Origin of the sequence: Streptomyces misionensis (assembly GCF_007896895.1) — a bacterium.
GTDB lineage: Bacteria > Actinomycetota > Actinomycetes > Streptomycetales > Streptomycetaceae > Streptomyces > Streptomyces misionensis_A.
On sequence record NZ_VOGW01000034.1, the window covers coordinates 1 to 24,904 of the forward strand.

Genomic DNA, 24,904 nt, shown 5'->3' on the forward strand with positions numbered 1-24,904 from the left:
GGGTTGAAGGGCTGTGCAGCGGTGTATCCGTGGTGGGGTACGGCGGTAGGGGGAGGGGAGTGGATGTCGGGAGCGGGACTGGGGCTGCGGTGGGGGGGCGTCAGCACACAGGGGGGGGCGCGGGGGGCGACGGTGGGGGTCGCGGGCGGGAGGATGACGGCCGGGCTGCCGTGCGGGGCCGGCTCGCGGGCGTCCGGCTTCCCGGACGGGCCGACCATCTCCAGCGCCTCCCGGGCCGGCGCCTGCACCTCCCGCGGTGACGCGCTGCCGTCCGTGCGGGGCGCCGTCTGCCGTGAGGGCACGGCGCCCGGGGGCGGTCCCGGAGCCGCCGTGTGCCGTACCGTCACACAGCCGGAGAGGGCCGAGACGGCGACGGTGACCAGAAGCGCTGCGGTGGTCGTCGTTCGATGCACCCACGCAACGATGCTGGTTCCGTGCCGCCTTGGCAGCAAGGAGTCGAGCCCGATGCCCCCGCCCGGGTGAACTCCCGCACCGAACGGGGGGCTTCAGAGCGCCACGGGTGACGCCTCAGTCGCCGGTCGCGCCGTCGATCCGCTCCCGGAGCAGGTCGGCGTGGCCGTTGTGCCGGGCGTACTCCTCGATCATGTGGGTGTAGATCCAGCGGAGGCTGAAGGGCTCCTGGGTGGACCGGCTCCGGCCCCGGGAGAGTTCGTCGAGACCGAGACCGGCCGTGGTCCGCCGGGCCGCCTCGATCTCCGCCTGCCAGGTGGTGTACGCCTCCTGCCAGGTGTCGGCGTCGGTGACGTGGAAGTCGCCGTCCTCGTCCGCCTCGGAGCAGTAGACCGGGCCCCGGTCGTCGCCCGCCAGCACCGTGCGGAACCAGGCCCGCTCCACCTCGGCCATGTGCCGCACCAGGCCCAGCAAGGTCAGCTCGGACGGCGGGACGGAGGCGGTGCGCAGCTGTTCGTCGGTCAGGCCCTCGCACTTGAGGGCCAGCGTCCGGCGGTGGTACTCCAGCCAGCCCTCCAGCATCTCGCGTTCGGGGGCGTTCAGTGCGGGCTCATGGCGTTCGCTTGTCATGCCCCGCATCCTCGCTCGGCTGACCCGTCGGCCACCAGGCATTTTCGCGGCCGGCGACGGTCACGCCGGCCGGCGGCCCCCGTATGCTGCCGGGGACGTCACGACGGGCGAGCACCAGGGGAGAAGCGCGTGAAGGTCGGCTGCATCGGACTCGGGGACATCGCGCGGAAGGCGTATCTGCCGGTGCTGGGCGCCCTGCCCGGGGTCGACCTCCATCTGCACACCCGCACCCCGGCCACCCTCGCCCGCGTCGCCGACGGCCTGCACCTGCCGCCCGGACAGCGGCACGAGGACCTCGGCTCCCTGCTGGCCGCCGGGCTCGACGCGGCCTTCGTGCACGCGCCCACCGCCGTCCACCCCGAGATCGTCACCCGGCTCCTGGAAGCGGGCGTCCCGACGTACGTCGACAAGCCGCTCGCCTACCGGCTCGCCGACTCCGAGCGGCTGGTGGAGCTCGCCGAGCGGCGCGGCGTCTGCCTCGACGTCGGCTTCAACCGGCGTCACGCGCCCGGCTACGCCCAGTGCCTGGAGCACCCGCGCGAGCTGATCCTCATGCAGAAGAACCGGGTCGGGCTGCCCGAGGAGCCCCGCTCGATGATCCTGGACGACTTCATCCACGTCGTCGACACCCTGCGCTTCCTGGCGCCGGGACCGGTCGACGAGGTGACGGTCCGCGCCCGCGTCCAGGACGGGCTGCTGCACCACGTCGTGCTCCAGCTCGGCGGCGACGGCTTCACCGCGCTCGGCGTGATGAACCGCCTCAGCGGCTCCACGGAGGAGAGCCTGGAGGTCTCCGGGCAGGACATGAAGCGCCAGGTGCTCAACCTCTCCGAGGTGATCGACCACAGGGGTGAGCCGACCGTGCGCCGGCGCGGGGACTGGGTGCCGGTGGCCCGGCAGCGCGGCATCGAGCAGGCGGTGCTCGCCTTCCTGGACGCGGTGCGCGCGGGGCAGGTGCTCAGCGCCCGGGACGCGCTGGCGACCCATGAACTGTGCGAGCGGGTGGTACGAGCGGTCCAGGACCGCCCCGACGCAGCCTGAGCGCCCGCACCCCCTCGCCGGCGCACAGCGCGGCCAGCACCAGCAGCGCCCCGTGCACCGCCCAGTCGCCGTAGCGGACGTACGGCGTGACGCCGTGCGCGAGCGGCACGTCGTACACCCGCGTGGTGCTCGCGCCGGTCCCCAGCCACGGGCCGAGCCGCCGCCCGTCCGGCCCGTACGCGGCGGAGACGCCGGTGAGGGTCGCGTGCACCATCGGGCGGCCGGTCTCGGCGGCGCGCAGCGCGGCCAGCGAGGCGTGCTGCCCCGGCGCCCAGCTGTCCTGGAAGGTGGAGGTGGAGGACTGGCCGAGCAGCACGTCCGCGCCGTCGTCGGCCAGATGCCGGCCCATGTCGGGAAACGCGGTCTCGAAGCAGATCAGCGGCCCGATCCGCAGCCCGTGCCCCACGTTCATCACGACCTGCCCGGCGCCGCGCCTGCGGTCCTCGCCGGCCGCCTTGCCCACCGAGGTGGCCCAGCCGAGCAGGGAACGGGCGGGGACGTACTCGCCGAAGGGGACCAGGCGCATCTTGTCGTAGCGGTCGCCGGTCGGGCCGCCCGGGCCGACCAGCACCGAACTCTTGTAGATCCCGGGCCGGTCGGAGCGGCGCGCGTCCACGTTCACCAGGACGTCGGCGCCGGTCTCGCGGGACAGCGCGGCGATCCGCCGGGCCAGGTCGGGCCGGTCGGCGAGGTCGTAGCCCACGCTGGACTCGCCCCACACCACCAGGTCGACGTCCTGTCCGACGAGCCGCCGGGTCAGCTGCTCCTCCCGGTCGAAGCGCCGCGCGACGCTGTCCGCCCCGGCCACCGTGCCCGGCTGTACGACGGCGATCCGCGTCCTGCCGTCGATCTGCGGACGCGGCGCCCAGGCCCAGGCGGCGCAGGTCGCGGCGGCGGTGGCGGCCACCGCGGCCACCGCGGGCACGCGGGCCGCGCGCACCGAGACCAGCACGGCCGCCGCCACGTTCACGGCCACCACCAGGAAGCTCAGCAGCCACACCCCGCCCACCGAGGCCAGCCGCAGCGCCGGCTCCACCTGCCACTGGGAGGCGCCCAGGAGGCCCCAGGGACCGCCGAGCCCCTGCCAGGAGCGGACCAGCTCGGGTATCAGCCAGCCGGAGGGCAGCACCAGGAGCGCGAGGGCGCACCGGCCGGGGGAGGGCGCACCGCCCAGGTACCGGCGCACCAGCCAGCCCCAGGGCGCCCAGAGCAGGCCCAGCAGCGCCCCTATCAGGAAGATGAACACATGCAGGCTGGGCAGCAGCCAGTGGTGCACGGCCACCAGGTAGCCGAAGCCGCCGCACCAGCCGTCCCAGGCCGCCCGCCGGCCGGTCGGCGCGGAGCGGGCCAGCAGCAGCCACGGAACGAGGGCGACATAGGCGAACCACCACAGCGACGGCGCCGGGAACGCGAGGACGGGCAGGGCACCCGCGAGCGCCACGACGGCCGAGCGCCGCCAACGGGAGGCCGGTCGGCGGTCGATCGTCGTCATACGGAGCCTCCCTACCCGAGAGTTCCAGTGTGCGCGCCACGAGCGATCTACGACAGGGGGCCTTCGGCCCGGCCGCCCGTCGTCACACCGAGGCCGTCCGCCGCCACTTCTCGGTGACGACGACCTCGCCGAGCCGCCAGCCCTCGGGCGTGCGCAGCAACCCGAAGTCGTACCGGCCGCCGCTCTCCATGTCCGGCGCCCCCGAGACGTCGCCGCCGAAGCGCATCGGGTTGAGGTAGTCGGCCCGCACCAGGGCCGTGTCCCCGGTGTCGTGCTCCAGGGTGCCGAACCGCACCCTGCGGTTGACGAACAGGTGCTGGCGCACGGCGAACCGCGCCAGCTGCCCGGCGAGCCAGTCGGCGACCTGCCCGGCCTCGCCCTCGATCCCGCCGGCCGACCGGTAGTCGGCCCGCCCGCCCCTGGTGAACAGCTCCCGGTAGGCCGCCCAGTCGCCGTCGTCCACCGTCACCGCGTACGCGGTGACCAGCTCGTCCACGGCCAGCCGGTCCAGCAGGGCCGATACTTCCGCACGCTGCGTCATCGGCTCAGTCTTGGCCACGGCGCGGGCGGAGCCAAGAGACGGGGCCGGGAAATCCTCGAGGGAGCGCGCGGGCGCGGAACGGTGGAGCCCGCCGGCCCGGGGCGAGGCGACTCGGCGACCCGGGCGTCCGGGGCGGCGGTGGATCAGGCCGCCTGGATGATCTCCTCGCGGATCGCCTCGGCCCACTCCACGACCAGGAGTTCGTACTCCGCGCGTTCCTGGGCCGACAGGGAGCCGCCCGCACGCCGCCACAGCGCCCGGATCTGCTCGTTCACCTCGGCGGCGGACCGTGCGGAACCAAGGGGAGGGGAATCGGGGGACATGTCGAACAGCCTAGGGGCAGGGGCTGACACTGCGCTACCGGGCGGCTACGCAGAACGTATGCGGTTGGTCACCGCCGGCGCCGGCCGCGCCCCGTGGTCGGCCCAGTTCAAGCGGCATATGCCCCGTCGGGTTGACGCAGAGGGGCGTCCGGGAGTTGGCCGAAACGGGGGTGCGGTGCCGCGTGGAGCGGGTCGAACACCGGTCGACCGGCCCGTTCCGCGAGCCGGTTCAGGGGTGCACCGGGCCCCGCAGTGTCCAGCCGGGGGCCTGGGGATGCGCGGTCAGGTCCTCGTGGCGCACCGGGTCCCCGCAGGCGCGGCAGGTGACCACGGGGACCAGTTCGTGGCCGCAGTCGTGCTCCACGATCATGGGCAGGCCGGTGTTCCCGTGGAGGTGGCGGTCGCCCCACTCCTTGAGGGTCATCAGGACGGGCTCCAGGTCCAGGCCCGCCGGTGTCGGCCGGTACTCGAAGCGCCGGGGCCGCTCGCTGTAGGCGTGCTTGGTGAGGATTCCGGCGTCCACGAGCCGGCGCAGCCGGGTGGACAGGACGTCACGCGGGGCGCCGATGTTGCGCACCAGCTGGTCGAAGCGGCCGTTGCCCAGGCACACCTCCCGCAGGACGAGCAGGGAGTACTTCTCGCCGACCAGCGCGAGGGTGTCGGCGATGGAACAGGGGCGCGGGTCCTTGGTGGCGGCCATGCGCACCAGTCTAGGGGAGGGTTCGGTTTTCCAACTCAGATGGGTTTGTTTTTCCAACTCATCTCGCTATGGTGAGTCCAGATTTCCTACTCACCGGTAGCCCGTGCTGGAGGCCGCACCATGCGAGACGCAGTGATCGTCGAAGCCGTACGCACCCCGATCGGCAAGGGCAAGGCCGACGGCGCCCTCGCGCACGTCCACCCCGTACAACTGCTCGCCCACACCCTCGGCGCCCTGGTCGAGCGCTCCGGAATCGATCCGGCGCTGATCGACGACGTGATCGGCGGCACCGTCGACCAGGTCGGCGAACAGGCCATGAACACCACGCGGTACGCCGTACTCGCCGCCGGATTGCCCGAGTCGGTCCCCGCCACCACGGTGGACCGCCAGTGCGGCTCCTCCCAGCAGGCCGTGCACTTCGCCGCGCAGGGCGTGATCTCCGGCGCCTACGACATCGCCGTCGCCTGCGGCGTGGAGTCGATGAGCCGGGTGCCGATGTGGTCCAACGTGCCCGCGGGCAAGGACCCCTTCGGGCCCGGCGTCGCCGCCCGCTACCCTCAGGGCCTGGTACCGCAGGGCATCAGCGCCGAACTCATCGCCGCCAAGTGGTCCCTGAGCCGGGCGCGGATGGACGAGTTCGCCGTCTCCTCCCACCGCAAGGCCGCCGCGGCCTGGCAGGCGGGGCTGTTCGACGCCGAGACCGCACCCCTGGAGGGCCTCGCCCGCGACGAGTCCGTACGCCCCGGCAGCACCCCCGAGATCCTCGCCGGCCTGCGGCCCGCCTACCACGACGTCGCCTTCGCCGAACGCTTCCCGCAGATCGAGTGGAACATCACCGCGGGCAACGCCAGCCCGGTCAACGACGGCGCCTCCGCCGTCCTGATCGCCTCCGGCGAGACGGCCGCCCGCCTCGGGCTGCGCCCGCTGGCCCGGCTGCACAGCTTCGCGGTCACCGGCTCCGACCCGCTGCTGATGCTCACCGGGGTCGTCCCGGCCACCGAGAAGGTGCTGCGCCGGGCGGGCCTCACCCTCGGCGACATCGACCTGTTCGAGGTCAACGAGGCCTTCGCCAGTGTCGTCCTCGCCTGGTCGCAGGAGACCGGCGCCGACCTCGACCGGGTCAATGTGCACGGCGGCGCCATCGCCCTCGGCCACCCCCTCGGGGCCAGCGGCACCCGCCTGACCACCACCCTCGTCCACGCGATGCGGGAACGGGGAGCCCGCTACGGCCTCCAGACCATGTGCGAGGCCGGCGGACTCGCCAACGCCATGGTCCTGGAGGCGGTCTGACCCCTCATCGGCCCCGCAGCCGATGCCGCTGCCGCCAGGCCACCACCGTGCCCGCCAGCGCCGGTACGGCGATGCAGGCCATCGCGATCAGGAACGCGGGGGACGTCGGCGCCGAGGCACGGGCGCCGGCCACCGCGTAGGCGGCGGTGTTCGGCACCGAACCGAGCGCCGTCGCCAGCAGGAACGGGAGCCATCCCATCCGGGAGACGGCCGCGCAGTAGTTCGCCGCCCAGAACGGCACGCCCGGGAACAGCCGCGCCGCCAGCATCGACCGGAACCCGTGCCGGCTCAACTGCCCGTCCGCCGCCTGCAGCAGGCGCCCGCGCAGCAACGGGCGCAACGCGTCCTGCCCGAGCAGCCGTCCGAGCCCGAAGGCCACGCCCGCGCCCAGCACCGTGCCCGCCAGCGCGGTCGTCAGCCCCAGCTGCGAACCGAACAGCGCGCCCGCCGCCAGGTTCAGCAGCGGCCGCGGTACGAACGCCACCGTGCACAGCCCGTAACCGACCCCGAACACCAGCGCCGCCGCGATGCCGCCCGCCTGCGGCGGCCAGCCGTGCGTCAGCAGCCGCTGCGGGTCGAACAGCAGCACGGCCGTGCCCGCGCCCGCCAACAGGGCGAGCAGCAGCGAGAGTCGCGCCCACGGGGAGAGCAGCGCGCGGGCGCACCGCGCGCCGGGACCCGCGCCGGGCAGGGGCGGTGCCGGTACGGCGAGTTCGGCGGTGCCCCCCGAGCGGTTGCTGGCATCGAGCACGTGACCCCCTAGAAGACACCGATGGCCCGACGCCGATGATAGAGGGCGCCCGGGCCCTTGCCGTCGCGTGCCGGGCCGGTGGGGCTGACCGGGTGGTCGGCCGTGACACAGCGGCTTGTCACTCTACGTGTACCGAACGTGACTGCTGCGTATGCTGCGCATGAGGCGAAAACAACGCTCCTCGCCACTCGGCGGACGCACGGACCTCCCGGCTCGCCGCGGCGGCGCTGGGCCCTGGCCTTCGGCGTGGGCGGCTCCCTGGAACTGGACACCGGTGCCCTCGCGCACGCGCAGCACTGCCAAGGCGGAACCACGCTGGTCGACGAGACGTTCACGGGAGCGACGGCCCCGGAGTTCACCGGGGTTGCCCCACCGGCGCGCCGCCCGCCGCCCTGCCGGGGCCCGGCGACCATCCGCTGGGCGGCTGCCCGGCGGGCGCTGGCCCGGTGCCGCCCAACGACGCCCGGCAGCACCACGCTGCGCGACGTGCACGTCGCGGACGACCGGGTCGCCACCGTGACCTGTGACGCCACCACGCTCGCGCCCGGACAGGGCACCACCTGCCACGGGTCGTGCCTGATCACCCAGGGCGACCTCGACGTCTGCACGGGCGACGGCTCCGGGTACGGCAAGTCCGGGTACGGCAAGCCGGACGACAAGGGCTGCGACCGCCGCACCCGGCACGGCGGCCACTGAGCCGCACCCCACCGACCGGCGCCGCCCCCACCCGGGGCGGCGCCGGTCGTTCGTGCGCCCGCAGCCGCACGGAAAACCATTCGACGCCGCACCCCCGGTCGGCGATGATCGACCCCATGTTCCGGTACGCCTTCCACCTCACGGCATCCGCGGTCGCGGATGTGCCGAAGGCTGCCGTTCCCACGCTCGCGGCCGCTGTCGACGGCGCCCGAAGCTGACCCTCCCCGGATCGTCCGGCGGACCCCGCAGGGGGAGGGTCGGCCGTCTCCCGGGGTCCCGTCTCCCGCACGACAGCGAAGGCTTCGAGGTACAGCCATGTCGAAAACCGCCTACGTGCGCACCAAGCCGCACCTGAACATCGGCACCATGGGTCATGTCGACCACGGCAAGACCACCCTGACCGCCGCCATCACCAAGGTCCTCGCCGGGCGCGGCACCGGCACGTTCGTGCCGTTCGACCGCATCGACCGCGCCCCCGAGGAGGCCGCGCGCGGCATCACCATCAACATCGCGCACGTCGAGTACGAGACCGACACCCGTCACTACGCCCATGTCGACATGCCCGGTCACGCCGACTACGTGAAGAACATGGTGACCGGCGCGGCGCAGCTCGACGGGGCGATCCTCGTCGTCTCCGCGCTCGACGGCATCATGCCGCAGACCGCCGAGCACGTGCTGCTCGCCCGGCAGGTGGGCGTCGACCACATCGTCGTCGCCCTCAACAAGGCCGACGGCGCGGGCGACGAGGAACTGGTCGACCTGGTCGAGCTGGAGGTCCGCGACCTGCTCACCGCGCAGGGCTACGCGGGCGACGCGGTACCCGTCGTACGCGTCTCCGGGCTGCGGGCGCTGGAGGGCGACCCGCGCTGGACGGCGTCCATCGAGGCGCTGCTCGACGCGGTGGACACCTATGTGCCGATGCCCGAGCGGTACCTGGACGCGCCGTTCCTGATGCCGGTGGAGAACGTGCTGACCATCACCGGGCGGGGCACGGTCGTCACCGGTGCGGTGGAGCGCGGCACCCTGCGCGTGGGGGACCGGGTGGCGGTGCTCGGCGCCGACGGCGTGGAGACCGTGGTCACCGGCCTGGAGACCTTCGGCAGGCCGATGGAGCAGGCGCAGGCCGGGGACAACGTGGCCGTGCTGCTGCGCGGCGTGCCCCGGGACGCGGTGCGGCGCGGGCACGTCGTGGCGGCGCCGGGCAGTGTCACGCCCGAGCGGCGGTTCACGGCGCGGGTGTACGTGCTGGCGGGGCGTGAGGGGGGTCGTACGACACCGATCGCCACGGGGTACCGGCCGCAGTTCTACATCCGCACCGCCGATGTGCCGGGGGAGATCGACCTCGGCGCGGCGGCCGTCGTCCGGCCCGGCGAGACGGCGGAGTTGAGGGTGGAGCTGGGCAGGGAGGTGCCGTTGGAGCCGGGTCTGGGGTTCGCCGTCCGGGAGGGCGGCAGGACGGTCGGCGCGGGGACGGTCGTCTCCGTCGGTCCGTAGGGCGCCGGCCGCGGGGAGACGCGGTCCCGGCGCCCCTGCGGGGCGCGTCACAATGAAGTGGTGACCGAGCAGATACCCGTGTTCCGCACCACCGATCATGGCGATGCCAAGCTCATGCCCGATGTCGATCGGGAGCGGGCCTGGCTGCTGACGGTGGACGGGGCGCCGCAGTCGTACGTCGACCTGGACGAGCCGACGTACCTGGAGTTCGAGTACGCGCGGCGCCTCGGACACGCGCTGGACACGGTGGCGCCGCGGGGCCGGGCGCTGGACGTGCTGCATCTGGGCGGGGGCGCGCTCACCCTGCCCCGGTACGTCGCGGCGACCCGGCCCGGCTCCCGGCAGGACGTCGTGGAGGCCGACCGGGGGCTGCTGGACCTGGTCGCCGAGTACCTGCCGCTGCCCGAGGGCACGGGCGTCACGGTGCACGCCGCGGACGCCCGGGTCTGGCTGGAGGCGGCGCCCGACGACTCGGCCGACGTGCTGGTCGCGGACGTCTTCGGCGGCTCCCGGGTCCCGGCCCACCTCACCACCCTCGCCTACGCCCGCGAGGCCGAGCGGGTCCTCAGGCGCGGCGGGACCTATCTCGCCAACCTCGCGGACGCGGCGCCGTTCGCCTTCCTGCGCTCCCAACTCGCCACGTTCGCAGAGGTGTTCGAGGAGCTGGCGCTGATCGCCGAGCCGGGGGTGCGGCGCGGGCGGCGGTTCGGCAACGTGGTGCTCGTCGCCTCGCACCGGCCGCCGGACGTCGCCACGCTGGCCCGCCGGGTGGCGGCGGACGCCTTCCCCGCCCGGGTCGAACACGGCGCCGGTCTCGGGGAGTTCATCGGCTCCGCGCGGCCGGTCGAGGACGCGGACGCGGTGCCGTCGCCCGTGCCGCCGGGCGGTGCCTTCGGCATCGGCTGATCCGGCGGGGCGGGAAGCGGGGCGGCGGCCGGTGGACGGCCGGCGCCGGTCAGTCGGACGTCGGGGTGCCGTGCAGCCGGACGGTGCCGAGGATCTTCAGGACCGTGGCGTCCGGGACCTCGTCCTGCACGCCCTTGGCGCCGTAGAAGTTGAACGACACATAGTCGTGGGCCGAGTTCTGGAAGCCGAAGGTGAGTGCCTTGCCGTCACTCGCGCACTTGCCCTTCTGCGGGGTGCCGGCCGAGCGGGCCCAGCCGTAGCTGCCCTTGATGCCGGAGGCGGTGGTGAAGGGGGTGGCCTTCTTGTCGAAGGTGATGCTCTTCTTGTCCGGCTGGGTGTAGCCGCCGTAGACCCACCAGGCCGGGGTGTTGACGGCTATCTCGTCGGTGCTCTTGGCGCCGCTGGCGCCCTTGGTGCCCACCACGGCGAGCGGGGTGTCGTCGGTGCGGCCGTCCTTGTCGTCGTCGGACGTGCACCACTGGGGCTGGTCCTCGGCCGTGCCCGACATCACGATCAGCGGCTTGCCGCTGGTGGACTTGTGGTCCTCGAAGCCGACCTCCAGGTCGGGCGCCTGGGCCTGCCAGTCGGCGGGCACGTCGAAGGCGATGCCCCACTTGGGGTTCACCACGACCTTCCAGCCCGGCACGGTCGGCTTCTCGCTCTCCGTGGCGCGCGGGTTGTCGCCGGAGGACGGGGTGGACGGGGTGGACGGGGCGGTGCTCGGCGACTGGCTCGCCTTGCCGTCCGCCTTGTCGTCCTTCGAGCCGCCGAGGACCAGGTACCCCGTCACGCAGGCGGCGACCACCACCGCGGCGGCCGCGACGACCGCGATCAGTTTCGTACGGCCGCCGCCGTCGCCGCCGCCCTGCGGGGGGCCCTGGACGGGCACCGTGGGCGGCTGCTGCCCCCACCGCGGCTGCTGCCCGTAGGGTCCGCCCTGCGGGTACTGCCCCGCCTGGGGACCTTGCCCCGCCTGCCAGTTCTGCCCCGCCTGCGGGCTCTGCCCGGCCTGCGGGTACTGCTGGTAGCCGGGCTGCTGGTACGGATTCGGCTGCTGGTAACCCGGCTGCTGATACGGGTTCTGCTGCGGGTTCTGCGCGCCCCCTGGCGGCTGCTGATCTGGCCACATGGCCGACAACACTAGTGCGACGGCGGCACGGTTCGGTCACGGGATCTCGTCAGGGCCGTCGCGAGACGGGTCGGCGGGCCTGGTCAGTAAGCCCTACTCGTGAGTAACATGACGGCCATGAGCGCAGACCAGATGTCGATCGGCGAGATGCTCGCCGCCACCGTGCCGATGGCCCGGACGCTGAACCTCCAGTTCCAGGAGACCACCGCCGAGCGGGCCGTGCTGTCCCTGCCGGACCAGGGGGAGTACCACAATCACGTGGGCGGGCCGCACGCCGGTGCGATGTTCACGCTCGGGGAATCGGCGAGCGGCGCGATCGTGCTGGCCGCCTTCGGGGACCAGCTCTCGCGCGCGGTGCCGCTCGCGGTGCGCGCCGAGATCGCCTACAAGAAGCTGGCGATGGGCGCCGTCACCGCGACCGCGACCCTGGGCCGGCCGGCCGCCGAGGTCGTCGCCGAACTGGACGCCGGGCAGCGCCCCGAGTTCCCGGTGTCGATAGAGATCCGGCGCGCGGACGGCGCGGTCACGGGGGAGATGACGGTCGTGTGGACGCTGCGTCCCAACGGCTGAGTGCGTTCCCTCGCTCGCGAAGGGCCTCCGGCGTGTCGTCGGAGGCCCTTCGTGTTCACGGAGTCGGGAGATCGGCGGGAGGCCAGCTTCGAAAGTTTCGAATCCCTCACTGAGGTCGAAGGCGTCATGGATCGTGGGGTGCAGGCCCATTGACTCCGTGAGATCGCGGGGTCTAGCTTGCAGCTCCGATCGAACAGCGGCCCGAAACTTTCGAGGCCCACTGACTCCCGGGAGCCCGTCGTGAAGCAACTTCGGCGCAGATCCACGCTCGTCGCCACCGGTGTCGCCGCCCTGCTGCTCGTACCCGCCGCCGTCGCGGTCGCGGGCGGGAACAGCGGACCGTCCGACACCTCCCTGCGGGCGCTGGCGTCGAAGCAGGGCCTGCGGATCGGCACCGCGGTCGACGCGGCCCAGCTGGGCACCAACAAGCCCTACACCGACATCGTCGCCGGTCAGTTCTCCACGGTCACGCCCGAGAACGCCATGAAGTGGGAGAGCGTGGAGCCCAGCCAGGGCGTCCACGACTGGAAGCAGGCGGACGAGCTGGTGCGGTTCGCCCAGCAGCACGGCCAGGCGGTTCGCGGCCACACCCTCATGTGGCACAACCAGCTGCCGGGCTGGCTGACCACCGGGGTCGCGGACGGCTCCATCAGCGACGCCCGGCTGCGCGACATCCTCCACCAGCACGTCACCGACGAGGTCACGCACTTCAAGGGCAAGGTGTGGCAGTGGGACGTGGCCAACGAGGTCTTCGCCAACTCCTGGGAGACCCCGCAGGCCGACGGGCTGAACGCCGACGACTTCTGGATCAAGCACCTCGGTTCCGGCATCGTGGCGGACGTGTTCCGCTGGGCGCACAAGGCCGACCCGAAGGCCCTGCTGATGTACAACGACTACAACATCACCGGCGAGGACGGGACCAACGCCAAGTTCCAGGCCGTCCACGACTTCGTCAAGAAGCTGCGCGCGCAGGGCGTTCCGATCGACGGCATCGGCGAACAGGCCCACCTCGACACCCAGTACGGCTTCGACGCCCGGCAGTACCAGGCCGATCTCCAGGCGTTCGGCGACCTGGGTCTGAAGGTCGCCGTCACCGAGGCCGACGTGCGCACCTTCGTCGACAACGCCACCGACCAGGTGCCGACGGACTCGCTCGCCCAGTACGCCCAGCCCTACGAGTTCTCCGAACTGCTCAAGGGCTGCGAACTGGTCCGCCAGTGCATCTCCTTCACGGCCTGGGGCGTCCACGACGGCGACTCCTGGATCCCCGGCACGTTCAGCGGTGAGGGGTACGGCCTGCTCTACGACGTGAACCTGAAGCCGAAGCCCGCGTACTCCACGCTCCAGCAGGACCTGAAGCTGGCGGCCGGCACCGTCCGCCACGCGGGCGACTGAGCCGCGTCCGCGAACGGAGGGGCCCCTGCCCGGGGCCCCTTCTTCGTGCGGTCGTTCAGAGCGCCTTGGTCCGGACCAGGGCCGACAGGGCGAGCGCTCCGGGCAGCACCGGCAGCCAGTCGGTCACCAGCCGGAAGCCGATGACGGTGGCGGTCGCCGTCGCGGGTGCGGCGCCGAAGGCGGCCAGGGTCCACACCAGCGCCGCGTCCACCGCGATCCCACCGGGTACGGGCACGGCGCCCGCGGCGGTGCCCGCCACGAGGAAGGCCGGCACCACCCGGTCCCAGGGCAGCCCGAGCCCGAGCGAGGCGCCGACGCAGGCCAGCGCGCCCGCCTGCACCAGCGGCAGCGCCGGCGCACCGCCCCACAGCGCCAGCGCCCGGCCGGGCCGCGCGTGCACCACCCGGACGTCGGTGAGCGCGGTGCGCAGCAGTCCGGTCACCGGGCGCCGCAACATCCGTACGAGCGTCAGCAGCACCCCCGCCCCGGTCACGACCCCGCCCGCCACCGCCGCGACCGGCACCAGTCCGGGCCCGTCCGGCACCAGGTCGGCAAGGCGCCGCCAGGCCGGCGAGACGGCCAGGAAAACGAGCAGCAACAGCGTCCTGGCGGCCGACCTGACCAGCGAGTAGAGGCCCGACGCCGTCGCCCGGTCCAGCGGCACACCCCGGGCCCGCAGGAAGCGCAGGGTGACGGCATGCGCGCCGAGCACGCCGGGCAGCACATGGTTCGCGGCACCCGCGGCGCACTGCGAGGCCGGCAGCAACCCGGCCGGCACCCGGTCCGGCAGGGCGCCCTGCCGGGCGCAGGAGGCCGCCACCCAGGTCAGGCACGTACACCCGGCCCCGGCCAGCAGCCACCGCGGATCGGCCGCGACCAGCCGCCGTACCCCCTCGTGCACCACGGGCCGGTTGACGACCGCCCAGCAGCCCGCGAGCAGCAGCGGGGCCAGGCACAGCGCCAGCCGCACCGCCCGGCCCGGCCGCGGCGCCGGCGGCCGGACGGGGGCCGCCGGACCGGTGGCGCGGGGCGCGGCGACGGAGGAGGTCGGGGACGGTGAGGACACGGGCACGCCGTCCTTCCGCGCGGGGCCGGGAGGGAACCGCCAGGAGCCTTCCCCCGTTGTATGACACGAGGGTGTCCCGGAACCCAATGGCCGGGGGCGAGGCGGTGCCGACGGGCGGACGCGCGCCACCGGCCGTTCACCACCGACCGGGTAGCCTTCTTTGGGGAGCGCTTTACACACCGCGCTCCGGGCAAGGTCAGCGACAGGGGAGGACCCCGCGGTGCACGTCCAGGAATGGCTCGACTCGGTGCCGGCTGTCGCCGTCTACGCCGTGGTGGCCCTGGTGATCGGCGTCGAAAGCCTCGGCATCCCGCTGCCGGGCGAGATCGTGCTGGTCTCCGCCGCGCTCATGTCCTCCCAGCACTCCCACATCAACCCGCTGGTCCTCGGCGCCTGCGCGACCGCGGGCGCGGTGATCGGCGACTCCATCGGCTACGCCATCGGCCGCAAGGGCGGCCGGCCGCTGCTGGCCTGGCTGGGCAAGAAGTTCCCGAGGCACTTCGGCGAGGGCCATGTGGCCACCGCCGAGCGCTCCTTCCAGAAGTGGGGCATGTGGGCCGTCTTCTTCGGCCGCTTCGTCGCCCTGCTGCGCATCTTCGCCGGCCCCCTCGCCGGCGTCCTCCACATGCCCTACTGGAAGTTCCTGATCGCCAACGTCCTCGGCGGCATCTGCTGGGCCGGCGGCACCACGGCCGCCGTCTACTACGTGGGCGTGGTCGCCGAGGGCTGGCTCAAGAGGTTCTCCTACGTGGGCCTCGCCGCCGCGGTCGTGCTGGGCCTGGCCACCATGCTGATCGTCAAGCGCAGGGCGAAGAAGGCCCAGCAGGAGCTCGCGCACCAGGAACCGGAGCCCGTCGGCGCCGGGGACTGACCCCGCAGGGGGCGCCTAGGGTCTTTCGTGTGGATCAGGCCGGGCCCCGCGAGCCCGGCCTGATCCGAACGAGAGGCCCTACTCGTGCACCTCGCGATGCGCCTGGGCCAGCCCGGCGTAGAGCGTGCCGTTGAGGGTCAGCCCCTCCCGCTCCTCGGCGGACAGCTCGCGCCGCACCTTCGCGGGCACCCCCGCCACCAGGGACCCCGCCGGCACCACCATCCCCTGCGGCACCAGCGCCTGCGCGGCCACCAGCGAACCCGCGCCGATCACCGCCCCGTTGAGCACCGTCGCGCCCATCCCGATCAGGCAGTCGTCCTCCACGGTCGCCCCGTGCACCACCGCGTTGTGCCCGACGGACACCCGCTCCCCGATGCGCACCGGGAACCCGGGATCGGCGTGCAGCGTGACGTTGTCCTGCACGTTCGCCTGCGCCCCCACGGAGATCCGCTCGACGTCGCCGCGCACCACCGCGCCGTACCAGACGCTCGCCCCCGCGCCCACCGTCACGTCCCCGATCAGCGAGGCGTTCGGCGCCACGAACGCCTCCGCGTCGACCCGCGGTTCCTTGCCGCCGATTGCCACGATCAGTGCCCGCCGCGTCATCATCGTCTCCTCGTGTCCGTAGGTATGCCGCACGGTACGACAGCGGGTGGGGCAAAGATCACAGCGGTCCGGTCTCCGCGCCGAGGCGACCCGTGAGTAACGTGACCCCGTGCCGAAGCGCAAGAACACGTTCTCATCCTGGCGCCGTGGCCTCGCCCAGCGTGCCGTCCACACGGCATGGGCCTGGGTCCAGCGCGCCGGCTCCGTCACGGCGGAGCACCCGGGAGGGCTGCGCTTCGGCGCCATCGGCGAGGCCACCCGGCTCGCCTTCCCGCTCGGCACGGTCTTCGGCGAGCCATGGATCCGGCTCGGCTCCCACTGCATCATCGCCGAGCAGGTCACCCTGACCGCGGGGCTGATGCCGGACCTGGACCTCGGCCCGGACCCGATCCTGCGCATCGGCGACGGCGTCGTGCTCGGCCGCGGCAGCCACGTCATCGCGGACACCACGGTGACCATCGGCCGGGACTGCTACTTCGGGCCGTACGTCTACGTCACCTCCACCAACCACTCCTACGACGATCCGCACGAGCCGATCGGCCGGCAGTGGCCCCGCATGGAGCCGGTGGAGATCGGCCCCGGCTGCTGGATCGGCACCGGCGCGGTGATCCTGCCGGGCGCGCGGATCGGCCGGAACGTCGTGGTGGCAGCGGGGGCCGTGGTGCGCGGCACGGTGCCCGACCACGCCGTGGTGGCCGGCGCCCCCGCCAGGGTCGTACGGCGCTGGACGGCCGAGGACGGCTGGCAGCCGCCCCTGCGCACCCCGGCCCCGGTGCCGATCCCGGACGGGACGACGCCGGAACAGCTGCGCGCGCTGGCCCGGCTGGACGAGTCCGCGGTGGCCCGGCTGGCGGAGCTGGACAGCGAGGGCTGAGGGGGCTCAGCCGGTCGCCAGCAGCAGCGTGCCCAGCAGGGCGAGGCCCGCGCCGGCCGCCTGGACCGTGCGCAGCCGTTCGCTGAGGAAGCCGCGCGCGGCCAGCGCGGTCACCACCGGGTAGAGCGAGGCGAGCACGGCGGCCACCGTGATCGGGCCGTGCCGGGTGGCGATCGCGTAGGTGCCGTTGGCCGCGACGTCGGCCAGGCCGACGAAGGCCAGCGCGGGCAGCGAGCGGTAGGGGAAGCCGCTCTCCGGTACGGCGGTGCCGCCGCGCCGCAGGGAGGCGGCGAGCGCGGCCCCGCCCACCGCGACATTGGTCAGCCGCTGCACGAACAGCGCGAGGAACAGGCCGGTGAGTGTCGTGGACGCCTCGGTGATCAGGGCGAACATCGTGCCGAAGCCGAGCGCGGAGACGAGGGTGAGCAGGACGGTGCGCCGCTCCACGGGCGCGCCGCGCAGCTGCGGGCCACCCGCGAGGACGACCCCGAGGACGGCGACCGCGATGCCCGCGAACTGGAGCAGCCCCGGCCGCTCGCCCAGGAACAGGCCCACGCCGACGGGGATCACGACGCTGAGCGTGGCGAGCGGCGAGACGACGCCCATGGGGCCGAGGGCCAGGGCCTTGTAGAAGGAGAGCAGCGCCACCGGGCCGACCACGCCCGCCGCGAACGCGAACCAGAGCCGCGGACCGGCCTCGCCCCAGGCGCCGGTGGCGACGACGATCGCGCCGAGCACCGCCGCCGCGATGCCCTGGGAGACGACCACCACCGTCAACGCGGGCGTACGTCGCGTCAGCAGCCCGCCGCCGAAGTCGGCCAGCCCCCACAACAGGCTGGTGATCAGGGCGAAGAAGGCGGTCACGATGCCTCGCAGTACAGTTCGTCGGGCGACGGGAGCGCTTCACCGTAGTTCAGTTTTTTGAACTGCGCCATCCAAAAAAGTGAACCATCTCGGATATTGGACGGAACGTGTCTGACCTCGAAATGCTGACCCAGTCACTGGCGCGCAACGTCAGGCACTGGCGTTCGGTGCGCGGTTTCACCCTGGACGTGCTCGCCGCCCGGTCCGGTGTCAGCCGCGGGATGCTGATCCAGATCGAGCAGGCCCGCACCAACCCGAGCATCGGCACCGTCGTCAAGATCGGCGACGCGCTCGGCATCAGTGTCACCACCCTGCTCGACTACGCGCGGGGCCCCAAGGTGCGCATCGTCCCGGCCGAACGGGCGGTACGGCTGTGGCAGTCCGAGTCCGGCAGCCACAACCGGCTCCTCGCGGGCACCGAGGCCCCCGGCCCGCTGGAACTGTGGGACTGGGTGCTGATGCCGGGCGACGAGAGCGTGTCGGAGTCGCACCCGGCGGGCACCGTCGAGCTGGTCCATGTCACCGAGGGCGAACTCACCCTCACCGTCGAGGGCGAGGACCACCGCGTCCCGACCGGCGCCAGCGCCACCTTCGAGGCCAACGTCCCGCACGTCTACGCCAACCGCGGCGACGTCCCCATGCGGATGACGATGGCCGTCTCCGTGCCGCCCGTGCAGTGAGACACTCCCGCGCCCGGCCCCGGAGCCTTGTTAGCGTGCGGCCATGCGCGCACCCATCGGAAACTTCGAGACCGCGACCCCCGTACCGGACTGCCTGGACGAACTGACCGCCCCGGTGGCCGACGCCGTACGGAACTGGCGGGCGGGCATCCCCGCCGACCGCGTCCTCTACGTCGACACCGACCCGCGCTGGGCCGACACCGCGGTCTTCCTGGAGCACTACGGCAGCGATCTGACCGAGCAGTCGGCGAACTGCGTGGTGGTCGCCGGCAAGCGGGGCGGCGAGACCACGCTCGCCGCGTGCCTGGTGCTGTCCACCACCCGGGTCGACGTCAACGGCGTGGTCCGCCGCCAACTGGGCTCCCGCAAGGCGTCGTTCGCCCCGATGGAGACGGCGACCGGCGAGACCGGCATGGAGTACGGCGGCATCACCCCCATCGGACTGCCCGCCGACTGGCCCCTGCTGGTGGACGCGGCCGTCGTCGACCTGCCCTACGTCCTGGTCGGCAGCGGCCGGCGGCGCGGGAAACTGCTGGTGCCGGGCAAGGTGTTCGCCGAACTGCCGGGCGCGGTCGTGCTGGAGGGGCTGGGCGTCTGACTACGGCGTGCGGTGATGGGCGAGCGCGAGATGCGGGTCCCGCTCGCCCGCCACCGGCGCCGGATCGGCGTGCACCAGGGCGGCCGACAGCCGGGGCAGGGCGTGCAGCAGGGCGTGTTCGGCCGCCACGGCGATCGCGTGCGCCTGCCTGAGCGTGGCCTCGCCGTCCACCACCACCGCCAGTTCGGCACGCAGCCGGTGCCCGATCCAGCGCAGCCGCAGCTCGCTCACCGAGCGCACCCCCGGCACCGCCAGCGCCGCCCGCTCGGCCCGGCCCACCAGGGCCGGGTCCACGGCGTCCAGCATCCGCCGCAGCACCTCCCGCGCCGCGTCCCGCAGCACCAGCACGATCGCGGCCGTGATCACCAACCCGACGACCGGGTCCGCGAGCCGGAGGCCGAGGGCGGACTCGGCGGCGCCCAGCAGCACGGCGAGCGAGGTGAAGCCGTCGGTACGGGCGTGCAGCCCGTCGGCGACGAGGGCGGCCGAACCGATCCGCCGGCCCACCCGGATGCGGTACCGGGCCACCCACTCGTTGCCCGCGAAGCCGACCAGCGCGGCCGCCGCCACCGCGGGCAGGTCGGTGACCGGGCGGGGGTCGAGCAGCCGGCCGACGGCCGCCCACGCGGCGAAGGCCGCCGAGGCGGCGATCGTCAGCACGATCACCAGCCCCGCGAGGTCCTCGGCGCGGCCGTAGCCGTAGGTGAACCGCCGGTTCGCCGCCCGCCGCCCCAGCACGAAGGCGATGCCGAGCGGTACGGCGGTCAGCGCGTCGGCGGCGTTGTGCACGGTGTCCCCGAGCAGCGCGACCGACCCGGAGACGGCCACCACCGCCGCCTGCGCCAGCGCGGTGCCGCCCAGCACGGCCAGCGACACCCACAGGGCGCGCATCCCCCGCGCCGAGGACTCCAGCGCCGCGTCCAGCTTGTCGGCGCTCTCGTGAGAGTGCGGGGTGAGCAGGTGGGCCAGGCGGTGGCGGAGCGAGGAGGTGCCGTGCGGGTGCGGGCCGTGCTCGTGGTGATCGCTCACGGGAGTCCCCTTCCGGGTGGGCGGCGGTGGACGCGGGACGCCCACGGCGCCATTATGTGCGTATGAGCGCACGCATGCACCTGTCAACTGCGCACCCTGTGCAGCAGCGCACGCCGGGCGACGAACAGTTCGCGCTCGCCGCCGAACTCCTGGCCCTCCTCGGCGACCGCACCCGCCTCGCCCTGCTGCACGCCCTGACCTCGGGCGAGGCCGACGTCACGACCCTCACCGAGTCCTGCGCGGCCGCCCGCCCCGCCGTCAGCCAGCAACTGGCCCGCCTCCGCCTCGCCGGCCTGGTCGACACCCGCAAGGAGGGCCGCCGGGTGATCTACTCCCTGCGCCACGGCCATCTGCGCCGCCTGGTGGACGAAGCCCTGAAAACCGCCGACCACCGGCTCGCGGAGAGGCGACGCGAGCGAGGGTGAGCGTCTGGCGTGGGTGTGGCCTGGGGCCCGCGTGCGCGGTGGAGCGGTGCCCGGAGGACGGCGGTGCCCCGGCGGCCGGGGGACGGACGCCGGGGCACCGGGGGGAACCGCTCAGTGGGTCGGTGCGTCCGTGACGACGACCTCGTCGATGCTGCGTTCGATCGCCTCCGTCCGGGACGCGGTGGCCTTCGCCCAGTAGTAGACGACGAGCGAGAACGCCGCGACGACCAGCATGTCCCAGTACAGCGGGAGGTGGCCCTGGCTGCCCTCGCCGAAGCCGCCCTGCCAGGAGATCACGCCGATGCCCAGCAGATACGCGGGCAGCCACTGGGCGGCCTTGAAGTCCATCCGGGGCGCGTCCGGCTTGCCCTTGGCGTTGGCCCACCAGGCGTAGGAGCCCAGCAGGACGTAGCCCAGCAGGATGGCGAAGCCCAGCCGCCACAGGGTGTCCCAGCCGCTCCAGTAGATGATCAGGTTGGCGATCACGAAGGAGGCCGGCGCGACGACCTTGCCGGCGGGCAGCCGGTAGGGGCGCTCGAAGTGCGGCAGACGGTCTGCGAAGACGCCGTAGGCCAGCGGCGCGCCCGCGTACATCAGCACGCTCGCCGAGGTGATGAAGCCGACCAGCTTCTGCCAGCTCGGGAACGGCAGGAAGCACAGGATGCCGGTGACGAAGGTGACGATGAGACCGATCCACGGCACACCGCGCTTGTCGGTCCGGGTGAGCCCCTTGGGCGCGTAGCCGTTCTTGGCCAGGCCGTAGGAGACGCGCGAGGTGGCCGTGGTGTAGATCAGGCCGGTGCCGGCGGGGGAGATGATCGCGTCGACGTAGAGCACCCAGCCCAGCCAGCCCAGGCCCACCACGGTCGCGAGGCCCGCCCAGGGGCCGCTGATGCCGGCGTAGGCCAGCTTCGCCCAGCCGTGCGCGAAGGAGGCGTGCGGCAGCGCGGCGACGAAGACGATCTGGAGCAGGATGTAGATGCCGGCGCCGATGGCGACCGAGCCGAGGGTGGCGCGGGGCAGGTCGCGCTTCGGGTTGCGGCTCTCACCGGCCAGCTGGATCGCCTGCTCGAAGCCGAGCAGCGCGAAGATGATGCCGCTGGAGCTGATCGCGCCCAGCATGCCCTTGGCGCCGAACGGGGCGAAGCCCTGCGAGGTGAAGTTGGAGACGTGGAAGTTGCCCACCGCGATGATGAAGATCGCGGCGAGCGGGATGGCGATCTTCCACCAGGTCGCGGCGCTGTTGGTGTGCGCCAGCGCGCGGACGCCGAAGAAGTTGACGCCGACGAAGACGGCCATGAGGACGACGGCCGTCACGACGCCGCTCGCGGTCAGCGTGCCGCCGGCGTCCTGGAGACCCTGGGCGAACTTCCAGTGCCCGGCGTAACCGATCATGGCCTCGACCTCGATCGGAGCCACCGTCGCGGCCTGCAGCCACGAGAACCAGCCGAAGGACATGCCGGCCAGGCCGCCGAAGGCGTAGTGCGGGTAGCGCGCGGTGCCGCCCGCCACCGGGAACATGCCGCCGAGCTCCGCGTGCACCAGCGCCAGCAGGACGATGGCCACCGTGCCGATCACCCACGAGATGATCGCCGCGGGGCCGGCCACGACGACGGCCTTCTCGGCGCCGTAGAGCCAGCCGGAGCCGATGATCGAGCCCACGGAGGCCCACATCAGGCCGATGAGTCCGACGTCGCGGCGCAGACCCCCGGTATCGCTGACGGCTACCGGTGCAGCCTGGTCGACTTTCGCCATGTCAAGTGGCCTCTCAGATCGTAAACGCAGGTTTAACGAGGAAGAAGGCCACAGGCTAGGAACGCTTTCCCCGTCGGCAAAAGACCGCTTACCAAAACTTGACTCAGGATCTTGCCGGTCTTGAGGACAGGGTTTCCACAGCTCATCCGCTGTGTGCGAATGTCAATATTCAGCGCAGAATTGTGATGAAGAAGTGGTGACACTAGGTCAAGCGGGGAATTTCGATTGCCGGGCAGCGGTCCATCACCATCTCCAGACCGGCCTTCCGGGTTCGCGCGTACGCGGCCTCGTCGACGACACCGAGCTGGAACCAGACCGCCCGGGCGCCCTTCGCCACGGCCTCGTCGGCCACCGCGCCCGCCAGCGAGCTGTTGACGAAGACGTCCACCACGTCGACGTCGAAGGGGATGTCCGCCAGGCAGGCGTAGCCCCGCTCGCCGTGCACGGTCTCCGCCTTCGGGTGCACCGGCACGATCCGCTTGCCGAACCGCTGGAGCACCTGCGCCACGCGGTGGGCGGGCCGGGCGGAATTACCGGACAGGCCGACCACCGCCCAGGTATCGCCCAGTTCGGTCAGAATCCTGCGAACTGTCGCCTCATCGCCGTACACGTCCGCCTCCTTTGCGGTGTGGGGTGTTCTCCGATGCCCTCAACCGGTCCCGGTGAATACGGATTCCCGTGTTCCCGCCCCGCCACGGTGTCCGGAATCGGCGCGCGGTACCCGCGTCCGGCCGTCCGCGCGCCTACGCTCGCCCCGTGCTGCGCATCCTCGACGCCCGAACCGGTGCACCCGTCCCCGCCGCGCCCGCCCGGCGCGGCGGCCTGGCCCGCATCGAGGTCCGTGCCCCGGGGCCCGACCTCACATCGCTGCGGGTGCTCCTGACCGCCGACCTCCTCGCCCGCGCCCTGGAACTGAACGGCGCCCAGGCCTGGCCCACCCTCGCCACCACCCTGCCCGGCGAACTCCGCGCCGCCGCCGACGCCCTCGCCGTGCGCCCCTTCGAGGAGGCCCGCGGACTCGCTTGGGGCACCGGCGTTCCGGACGCGGTGCTGGTGGTGGCGGAGGGCGAGGGCGCCGCATGGCCCGGGGCCGGGCCGGTGCTCGTCGTCGCACCGGTGGTGTGGACGGGGCGCACGCCCGGGGCGGGCGAGGCCGGGCCGGCACCGCTGTCCGCGCTCCTCGCCGACCCCGCCGCCCTCCGCCTGGCCCTGCTGTGCGTGCCCCGCGAGGAGACCGCACGGCTGGACGAGGCCGCGGTCGGCGCCGCCGCCGGGCGGCTGGCGGGATGGCGCGGGGCCGTGGCCGGATGGGCCCGCTCGCCCTCACGGCCCGTGCCGGAGGCGGTGCGGGCACGGCTCGCCGCGGCATGGGAGGACGACCTGGACATGCTGGAGGTCCTGGACGTGCTGGCGGACGTGGAGGCCGACCCCGAGGTGCCCGATGGCGCCCGGTTCGAGACCTTCGCCTACGCCGACCGGCTGCTCGCCCTCGACCTCGCACGCGACCTCGGGACCCTCGCGTGAGCTCCGGTCCGCTGCGCCGGCTCGTGGTGCTCCGGCACGCCAAGTCCGCCCGGCCCGAGGGTGTCCCCGACCACCGCAGACCGCTCGCCCCGCGCGGCCTGCGGGACGCACCCGCCGCCGGGCGCGCCCTCGCCGAGGCCGACCTCCTGCCCGACCTCGCCCTGTGCTCCACCGCCGTACGGGCCCGGCAGACCTGGCAGCTGGCCTCCGCCGAATGGGGGACGCCGCCCCCGGTGCGCCACGAGCCCCGGCTGTACGCGGCCGACGTGTCCACCCTGCTGGCGGTCGTGCGCGAGACGCCGCCCGAGGTGGAGACGCTGCTCGTCGTCGGGCACAACCCGGGCCTGGAGGACCTGGTCCTGACGCTGGCCGGGGACGGCCTGGACGACACCCTCGACCGGCTGCGCGCCAAGTTCCCCACCTCCGCGATCGCCGCCCTCGCCTGGCATGCCACCGGCTGGCCGGCCCTCGCCCCGGGCGTCGCCCTGCTGACCTGGTTCCGGGTGCCCCGGGGCGGGGACCGTGCCTAGGGGCCGCCCGCCGCCTGCGCATAGGGTGGGTGGATGCAGGACGAGTACCGCACAGTCGCCCACGCGGGCGTGCACGAGACCGAGATCAACCGTTCCCGCTTCCTGTGCGCCCTCGCCCCGGCCGCCACCGAGCGGGAGGCGCAGGACTTCATCGCGGCCGTCCGCAAGGAGCACGCCGACGCCACCCACAACTGCTGGGCCTACGTCATCGGCGCCGACGCCTCGGTGCAGAAGGCCAGCGACGACGGCGAACCGGGCGGCACCGCCGGCGTCCCCATGCTCCAGATGCTGCTGCGCCGGGACATGCGGTACGTCGTCGCCGTCGTCACCCGCTATTACGGCGGTGTCAAGCTCGGCGCCGGCGGGCTCATCCGCGCCTACGGCGGCGCCGTCGGCGAAGCCCTGGACACGCTCGGCACCCGCACCCGGCGCCGCTTCCGGCTGGCCACCGTCACCGTCGACCACCAGCGCGCGGGCAAGCTCCAGAACGATCTGCGCGCCACCGGCCGCGAGGTCCGCGACGTGCGCTACGGCGAGGCCGTCACCATCGAGATCGGCCTGCCGGACGCCGACGTGGACGCCTTCCGGGGCTGGCTCGCCGACGCGACCGCGGGCACGGCCGTGTTCGAACCGGGCGGCGAGGCATACGGAGATGCCTGACCCTTGGCGACAAATAGGGCATAACGCGTGTGCGGTGCACCCGGTATGACGGG

The 24,904-nt window shown here is 73.4% G+C and carries 29 protein-coding genes; 15 read left to right on the forward strand and 14 right to left on the reverse strand.

Annotated elements, in window-relative coordinates:
- Window positions 1-413, reverse strand: a 413-nt coding sequence (locus tag FRZ03_RS40070) for a hypothetical protein (protein ID WP_261398573.1), incomplete at its 3' end; no start/stop codon positions are given.
- A gap of 115 nt (window positions 414-528) precedes the next feature.
- A complete protein-coding gene (locus FRZ03_RS05390; RefSeq protein ID WP_146463973.1) occupies window positions 529-1,041 on the reverse strand; it encodes a DinB family protein in 513 nt (170 codons plus the stop codon).
- A 129-nt stretch (window positions 1,042-1,170) separates the two neighbouring features.
- Between FRZ03_RS05390 and FRZ03_RS05395 the strand changes: the two genes are divergently transcribed.
- Entirely contained in the window at window positions 1,171-2,082 is a 912-nt protein-coding gene (locus FRZ03_RS05395) for a Gfo/Idh/MocA family protein (protein ID WP_146463974.1), read from the forward strand.
- Here the strand turns inward: FRZ03_RS05395 and lnt are convergent.
- The 4 genes from lnt to FRZ03_RS05415 form a co-directional block, all read right to left on the reverse strand.
- Window positions 2,000-3,574 carry an apolipoprotein N-acyltransferase gene (lnt, locus tag FRZ03_RS05400; RefSeq protein WP_146463975.1) on the reverse strand — a complete coding sequence of 525 codons (1,575 nt, stop codon included), beginning with the start codon at window positions 3,572-3,574 and terminating at the stop codon, window positions 2,000-2,002. The genes FRZ03_RS05395 and lnt overlap by 83 nt on opposite strands.
- Window positions 3,575-3,656: 82 nt before the next feature.
- Complete coding sequence (locus FRZ03_RS05405; protein ID WP_186785265.1) at window positions 3,657-4,115, reverse strand: nuclear transport factor 2 family protein; 459 nt, start codon at window positions 4,113-4,115, stop codon at window positions 3,657-3,659.
- A 143-nt stretch (window positions 4,116-4,258) separates the two neighbouring features.
- On the reverse strand, window positions 4,259-4,438 hold the full coding sequence (locus tag FRZ03_RS05410) for a hypothetical protein (protein ID WP_146463976.1): 180 nt from the start codon (window positions 4,436-4,438) through the stop codon (window positions 4,259-4,261).
- Window positions 4,439-4,667: 229 nt separating this feature from the next.
- Entirely contained in the window at window positions 4,668-5,138 is a 471-nt protein-coding gene (locus tag FRZ03_RS05415) for a winged helix-turn-helix transcriptional regulator (RefSeq protein WP_146463977.1), read from the reverse strand.
- Window positions 5,139-5,258: 120 nt separating this feature from the next.
- On the opposite strand from FRZ03_RS05415, the gene FRZ03_RS05420 reads away from it, so the two are divergent.
- Window positions 5,259-6,428 carry a thiolase family protein gene (locus FRZ03_RS05420; RefSeq protein WP_146463978.1) on the forward strand — a complete coding sequence of 390 codons (1,170 nt, stop codon included), beginning with the start codon at window positions 5,259-5,261 and terminating at the stop codon, window positions 6,426-6,428.
- Between the two features lie 4 nt (window positions 6,429-6,432).
- On the opposite strand, the gene FRZ03_RS05425 is transcribed toward FRZ03_RS05420, so the two are convergent.
- Window positions 6,433-7,179, reverse strand: a complete 747-nt coding sequence (locus FRZ03_RS05425) for a TVP38/TMEM64 family protein (protein WP_146463979.1) — start codon at window positions 7,177-7,179, stop codon at window positions 6,433-6,435.
- A 246-nt stretch (window positions 7,180-7,425) separates the two neighbouring features.
- On the opposite strand from FRZ03_RS05425, the gene FRZ03_RS05430 reads away from it, so the two are divergent.
- From FRZ03_RS05430 to FRZ03_RS05440, 3 genes are all read left to right on the forward strand, one after another.
- Window positions 7,426-7,875: a hypothetical protein gene (locus FRZ03_RS05430; RefSeq protein WP_146463980.1), complete on the forward strand. Its 450-nt coding sequence runs from the start codon at window positions 7,426-7,428 to the stop codon at window positions 7,873-7,875.
- Between the two features lie 315 nt (window positions 7,876-8,190).
- Entirely contained in the window at window positions 8,191-9,369 is a 1,179-nt protein-coding gene (gene tuf / locus FRZ03_RS05435) for an elongation factor Tu (RefSeq protein WP_146463981.1), read from the forward strand.
- 60 nt (window positions 9,370-9,429) lie between these two features.
- The gene (locus FRZ03_RS05440; protein ID WP_146463982.1) at window positions 9,430-10,275 is read left to right on the forward strand and encodes a spermidine synthase; all 846 of its coding nucleotides are present in this window, start codon (window positions 9,430-9,432) and stop codon (window positions 10,273-10,275) included.
- A 49-nt stretch (window positions 10,276-10,324) separates the two neighbouring features.
- Here FRZ03_RS05440 and FRZ03_RS05445 read toward each other — a convergent pair whose 3' ends face one another.
- Window positions 10,325-11,404 (reverse strand): DUF8017 domain-containing protein, encoded by a 1,080-nt coding sequence (locus tag FRZ03_RS05445; protein ID WP_146463983.1) that lies wholly within the window; start codon window positions 11,402-11,404, stop codon window positions 10,325-10,327.
- A 117-nt stretch (window positions 11,405-11,521) separates the two neighbouring features.
- On the opposite strand from FRZ03_RS05445, the gene FRZ03_RS05450 reads away from it, so the two are divergent.
- Window positions 11,522-11,974 carry a DUF4442 domain-containing protein gene (locus FRZ03_RS05450; RefSeq protein WP_186785266.1) on the forward strand — a complete coding sequence of 151 codons (453 nt, stop codon included), beginning with the start codon at window positions 11,522-11,524 and terminating at the stop codon, window positions 11,972-11,974.
- A 240-nt stretch (window positions 11,975-12,214) separates the two neighbouring features.
- Window positions 12,215-13,369 (forward strand): endo-1,4-beta-xylanase, encoded by a 1,155-nt coding sequence (locus FRZ03_RS05455; protein WP_146463984.1) that lies wholly within the window; start codon window positions 12,215-12,217, stop codon window positions 13,367-13,369.
- Window positions 13,370-13,424: 55 nt separating this feature from the next.
- Here the strand turns inward: FRZ03_RS05455 and FRZ03_RS05460 are convergent, their stop codons facing one another.
- Window positions 13,425-14,435, reverse strand: coding sequence for a lysylphosphatidylglycerol synthase transmembrane domain-containing protein (locus tag FRZ03_RS05460; protein ID WP_261398582.1), 1,011 nt, complete (start codon window positions 14,433-14,435; stop codon window positions 13,425-13,427).
- Window positions 14,436-14,655: 220 nt separating this feature from the next.
- On the opposite strand from FRZ03_RS05460, the gene FRZ03_RS05465 reads away from it, so the two are divergent.
- Window positions 14,656-15,306, forward strand: a complete 651-nt coding sequence (locus tag FRZ03_RS05465; protein ID WP_146463986.1) for a DedA family protein — start codon at window positions 14,656-14,658, stop codon at window positions 15,304-15,306.
- Between the two features lie 78 nt (window positions 15,307-15,384).
- Here the strand turns inward: FRZ03_RS05465 and FRZ03_RS05470 are convergent, their stop codons facing one another.
- Window positions 15,385-15,912, reverse strand: a complete 528-nt coding sequence (locus FRZ03_RS05470; RefSeq protein WP_146464023.1) for a gamma carbonic anhydrase family protein — start codon at window positions 15,910-15,912, stop codon at window positions 15,385-15,387.
- A gap of 109 nt (window positions 15,913-16,021) precedes the next feature.
- On the opposite strand from FRZ03_RS05470, the gene FRZ03_RS05475 reads away from it, so the two are divergent.
- Entirely contained in the window at window positions 16,022-16,786 is a 765-nt protein-coding gene (locus FRZ03_RS05475; protein WP_146463987.1) for an acyltransferase, read from the forward strand.
- A 6-nt stretch (window positions 16,787-16,792) separates the two neighbouring features.
- Here the strand turns inward: FRZ03_RS05475 and FRZ03_RS05480 are convergent, their stop codons facing one another.
- On the reverse strand, window positions 16,793-17,650 hold the full coding sequence (locus FRZ03_RS05480) for an EamA family transporter (RefSeq protein ID WP_146463988.1): 858 nt from the start codon (window positions 17,648-17,650) through the stop codon (window positions 16,793-16,795).
- Between the two features lie 107 nt (window positions 17,651-17,757).
- On the opposite strand from FRZ03_RS05480, the gene FRZ03_RS05485 reads away from it, so the two are divergent.
- Together FRZ03_RS05485 and FRZ03_RS05490 are read left to right on the forward strand one after the other, a co-directional pair.
- Window positions 17,758-18,330: a helix-turn-helix domain-containing protein gene (locus FRZ03_RS05485; protein ID WP_146463989.1), complete on the forward strand. Its 573-nt coding sequence runs from the start codon at window positions 17,758-17,760 to the stop codon at window positions 18,328-18,330.
- Between the two features lie 43 nt (window positions 18,331-18,373).
- Window positions 18,374-18,928: a YbaK/EbsC family protein gene (locus tag FRZ03_RS05490; RefSeq protein WP_146463990.1), complete on the forward strand. Its 555-nt coding sequence runs from the start codon at window positions 18,374-18,376 to the stop codon at window positions 18,926-18,928.
- Here FRZ03_RS05490 and FRZ03_RS05495 read toward each other — a convergent pair whose 3' ends face one another.
- Entirely contained in the window at window positions 18,929-19,957 is a 1,029-nt protein-coding gene (locus FRZ03_RS05495; RefSeq protein ID WP_146463991.1) for a cation diffusion facilitator family transporter, read from the reverse strand.
- Window positions 19,958-20,019: 62 nt separating this feature from the next.
- Between FRZ03_RS05495 and FRZ03_RS05500 the strand changes: the two genes are divergently transcribed.
- Complete coding sequence (locus FRZ03_RS05500) at window positions 20,020-20,382, forward strand: ArsR/SmtB family transcription factor (RefSeq protein ID WP_261398590.1); 363 nt, start codon at window positions 20,020-20,022, stop codon at window positions 20,380-20,382.
- Window positions 20,383-20,493: 111 nt separating this feature from the next.
- Here FRZ03_RS05500 and FRZ03_RS05505 read toward each other — a convergent pair whose 3' ends face one another.
- Window positions 20,494-22,137 carry an APC family permease gene (locus FRZ03_RS05505; protein WP_146463992.1) on the reverse strand — a complete coding sequence of 548 codons (1,644 nt, stop codon included), beginning with the start codon at window positions 22,135-22,137 and terminating at the stop codon, window positions 20,494-20,496.
- Window positions 22,138-22,339: 202 nt separating this feature from the next.
- Window positions 22,340-22,747 carry a CoA-binding protein gene (locus FRZ03_RS05510; protein ID WP_146463993.1) on the reverse strand — a complete coding sequence of 136 codons (408 nt, stop codon included), beginning with the start codon at window positions 22,745-22,747 and terminating at the stop codon, window positions 22,340-22,342.
- Window positions 22,748-22,893: 146 nt separating this feature from the next.
- Here FRZ03_RS05510 and FRZ03_RS05515 point away from each other — a divergent pair, with 146 nt between their 5' ends.
- The 3 genes from FRZ03_RS05515 to FRZ03_RS05525 are packed head-to-tail and all read left to right on the forward strand — an operon-like array spanning window position 22,894 to window position 24,851.
- Complete coding sequence (locus FRZ03_RS05515; protein WP_146463994.1) at window positions 22,894-23,661, forward strand: hypothetical protein; 768 nt, start codon at window positions 22,894-22,896, stop codon at window positions 23,659-23,661.
- Window positions 23,658-24,191, forward strand: coding sequence for a SixA phosphatase family protein (locus FRZ03_RS05520; protein WP_146463995.1), 534 nt, complete (start codon window positions 23,658-23,660; stop codon window positions 24,189-24,191). The genes FRZ03_RS05515 and FRZ03_RS05520 overlap by 4 nt, the downstream gene beginning before the upstream one ends.
- Window positions 24,192-24,224: 33 nt before the next feature.
- Complete coding sequence (locus FRZ03_RS05525; protein WP_146463996.1) at window positions 24,225-24,851, forward strand: YigZ family protein; 627 nt, start codon at window positions 24,225-24,227, stop codon at window positions 24,849-24,851.
- The last annotated feature ends 53 nt before the right edge of the window (window positions 24,852-24,904 follow it).

Coding starts and splice junctions, on each gene's coding strand:
- FRZ03_RS05390 (WP_146463973.1), bottom strand. CDS start 1,041: ATGACAAGCGAACGCCATGAGCCCGCACTGAACGCCCCCGAACGCGAG.
- lnt (WP_146463975.1), bottom strand. CDS start 3,574: ATGACGACGATCGACCGCCGACCGGCCTCCCGTTGGCGGCGCTCGGCC.
- FRZ03_RS05405 (WP_186785265.1), bottom strand. CDS start 4,115: ATGACGCAGCGTGCGGAAGTATCGGCCCTGCTGGACCGGCTGGCCGTG.
- FRZ03_RS05410 (WP_146463976.1), bottom strand. CDS start 4,438: ATGTCCCCCGATTCCCCTCCCCTTGGTTCCGCACGGTCCGCCGCCGAG.
- FRZ03_RS05415 (WP_146463977.1), bottom strand. CDS start 5,138: ATGGCCGCCACCAAGGACCCGCGCCCCTGTTCCATCGCCGACACCCTC.
- FRZ03_RS05420 (WP_146463978.1), top strand. CDS start 5,259: ATGCGAGACGCAGTGATCGTCGAAGCCGTACGCACCCCGATCGGCAAG.
- tuf (WP_146463981.1), top strand. CDS start 8,191: ATGTCGAAAACCGCCTACGTGCGCACCAAGCCGCACCTGAACATCGGC.
- FRZ03_RS05445 (WP_146463983.1), bottom strand. CDS start 11,404: ATGTGGCCAGATCAGCAGCCGCCAGGGGGCGCGCAGAACCCGCAGCAG.
- FRZ03_RS05450 (WP_186785266.1), top strand. CDS start 11,522: ATGAGCGCAGACCAGATGTCGATCGGCGAGATGCTCGCCGCCACCGTG.
- FRZ03_RS05470 (WP_146464023.1), bottom strand. CDS start 15,912: ATGACGCGGCGGGCACTGATCGTGGCAATCGGCGGCAAGGAACCGCGG.
- FRZ03_RS05490 (WP_146463990.1), top strand. CDS start 18,374: ATGCGCGCACCCATCGGAAACTTCGAGACCGCGACCCCCGTACCGGAC.
- FRZ03_RS05500 (WP_261398590.1), top strand. CDS start 20,020: ATGAGCGCACGCATGCACCTGTCAACTGCGCACCCTGTGCAGCAGCGC.
- FRZ03_RS05505 (WP_146463992.1), bottom strand. CDS start 22,137: ATGGCGAAAGTCGACCAGGCTGCACCGGTAGCCGTCAGCGATACCGGG.
- FRZ03_RS05525 (WP_146463996.1), top strand. CDS start 24,225: ATGCAGGACGAGTACCGCACAGTCGCCCACGCGGGCGTGCACGAGACC.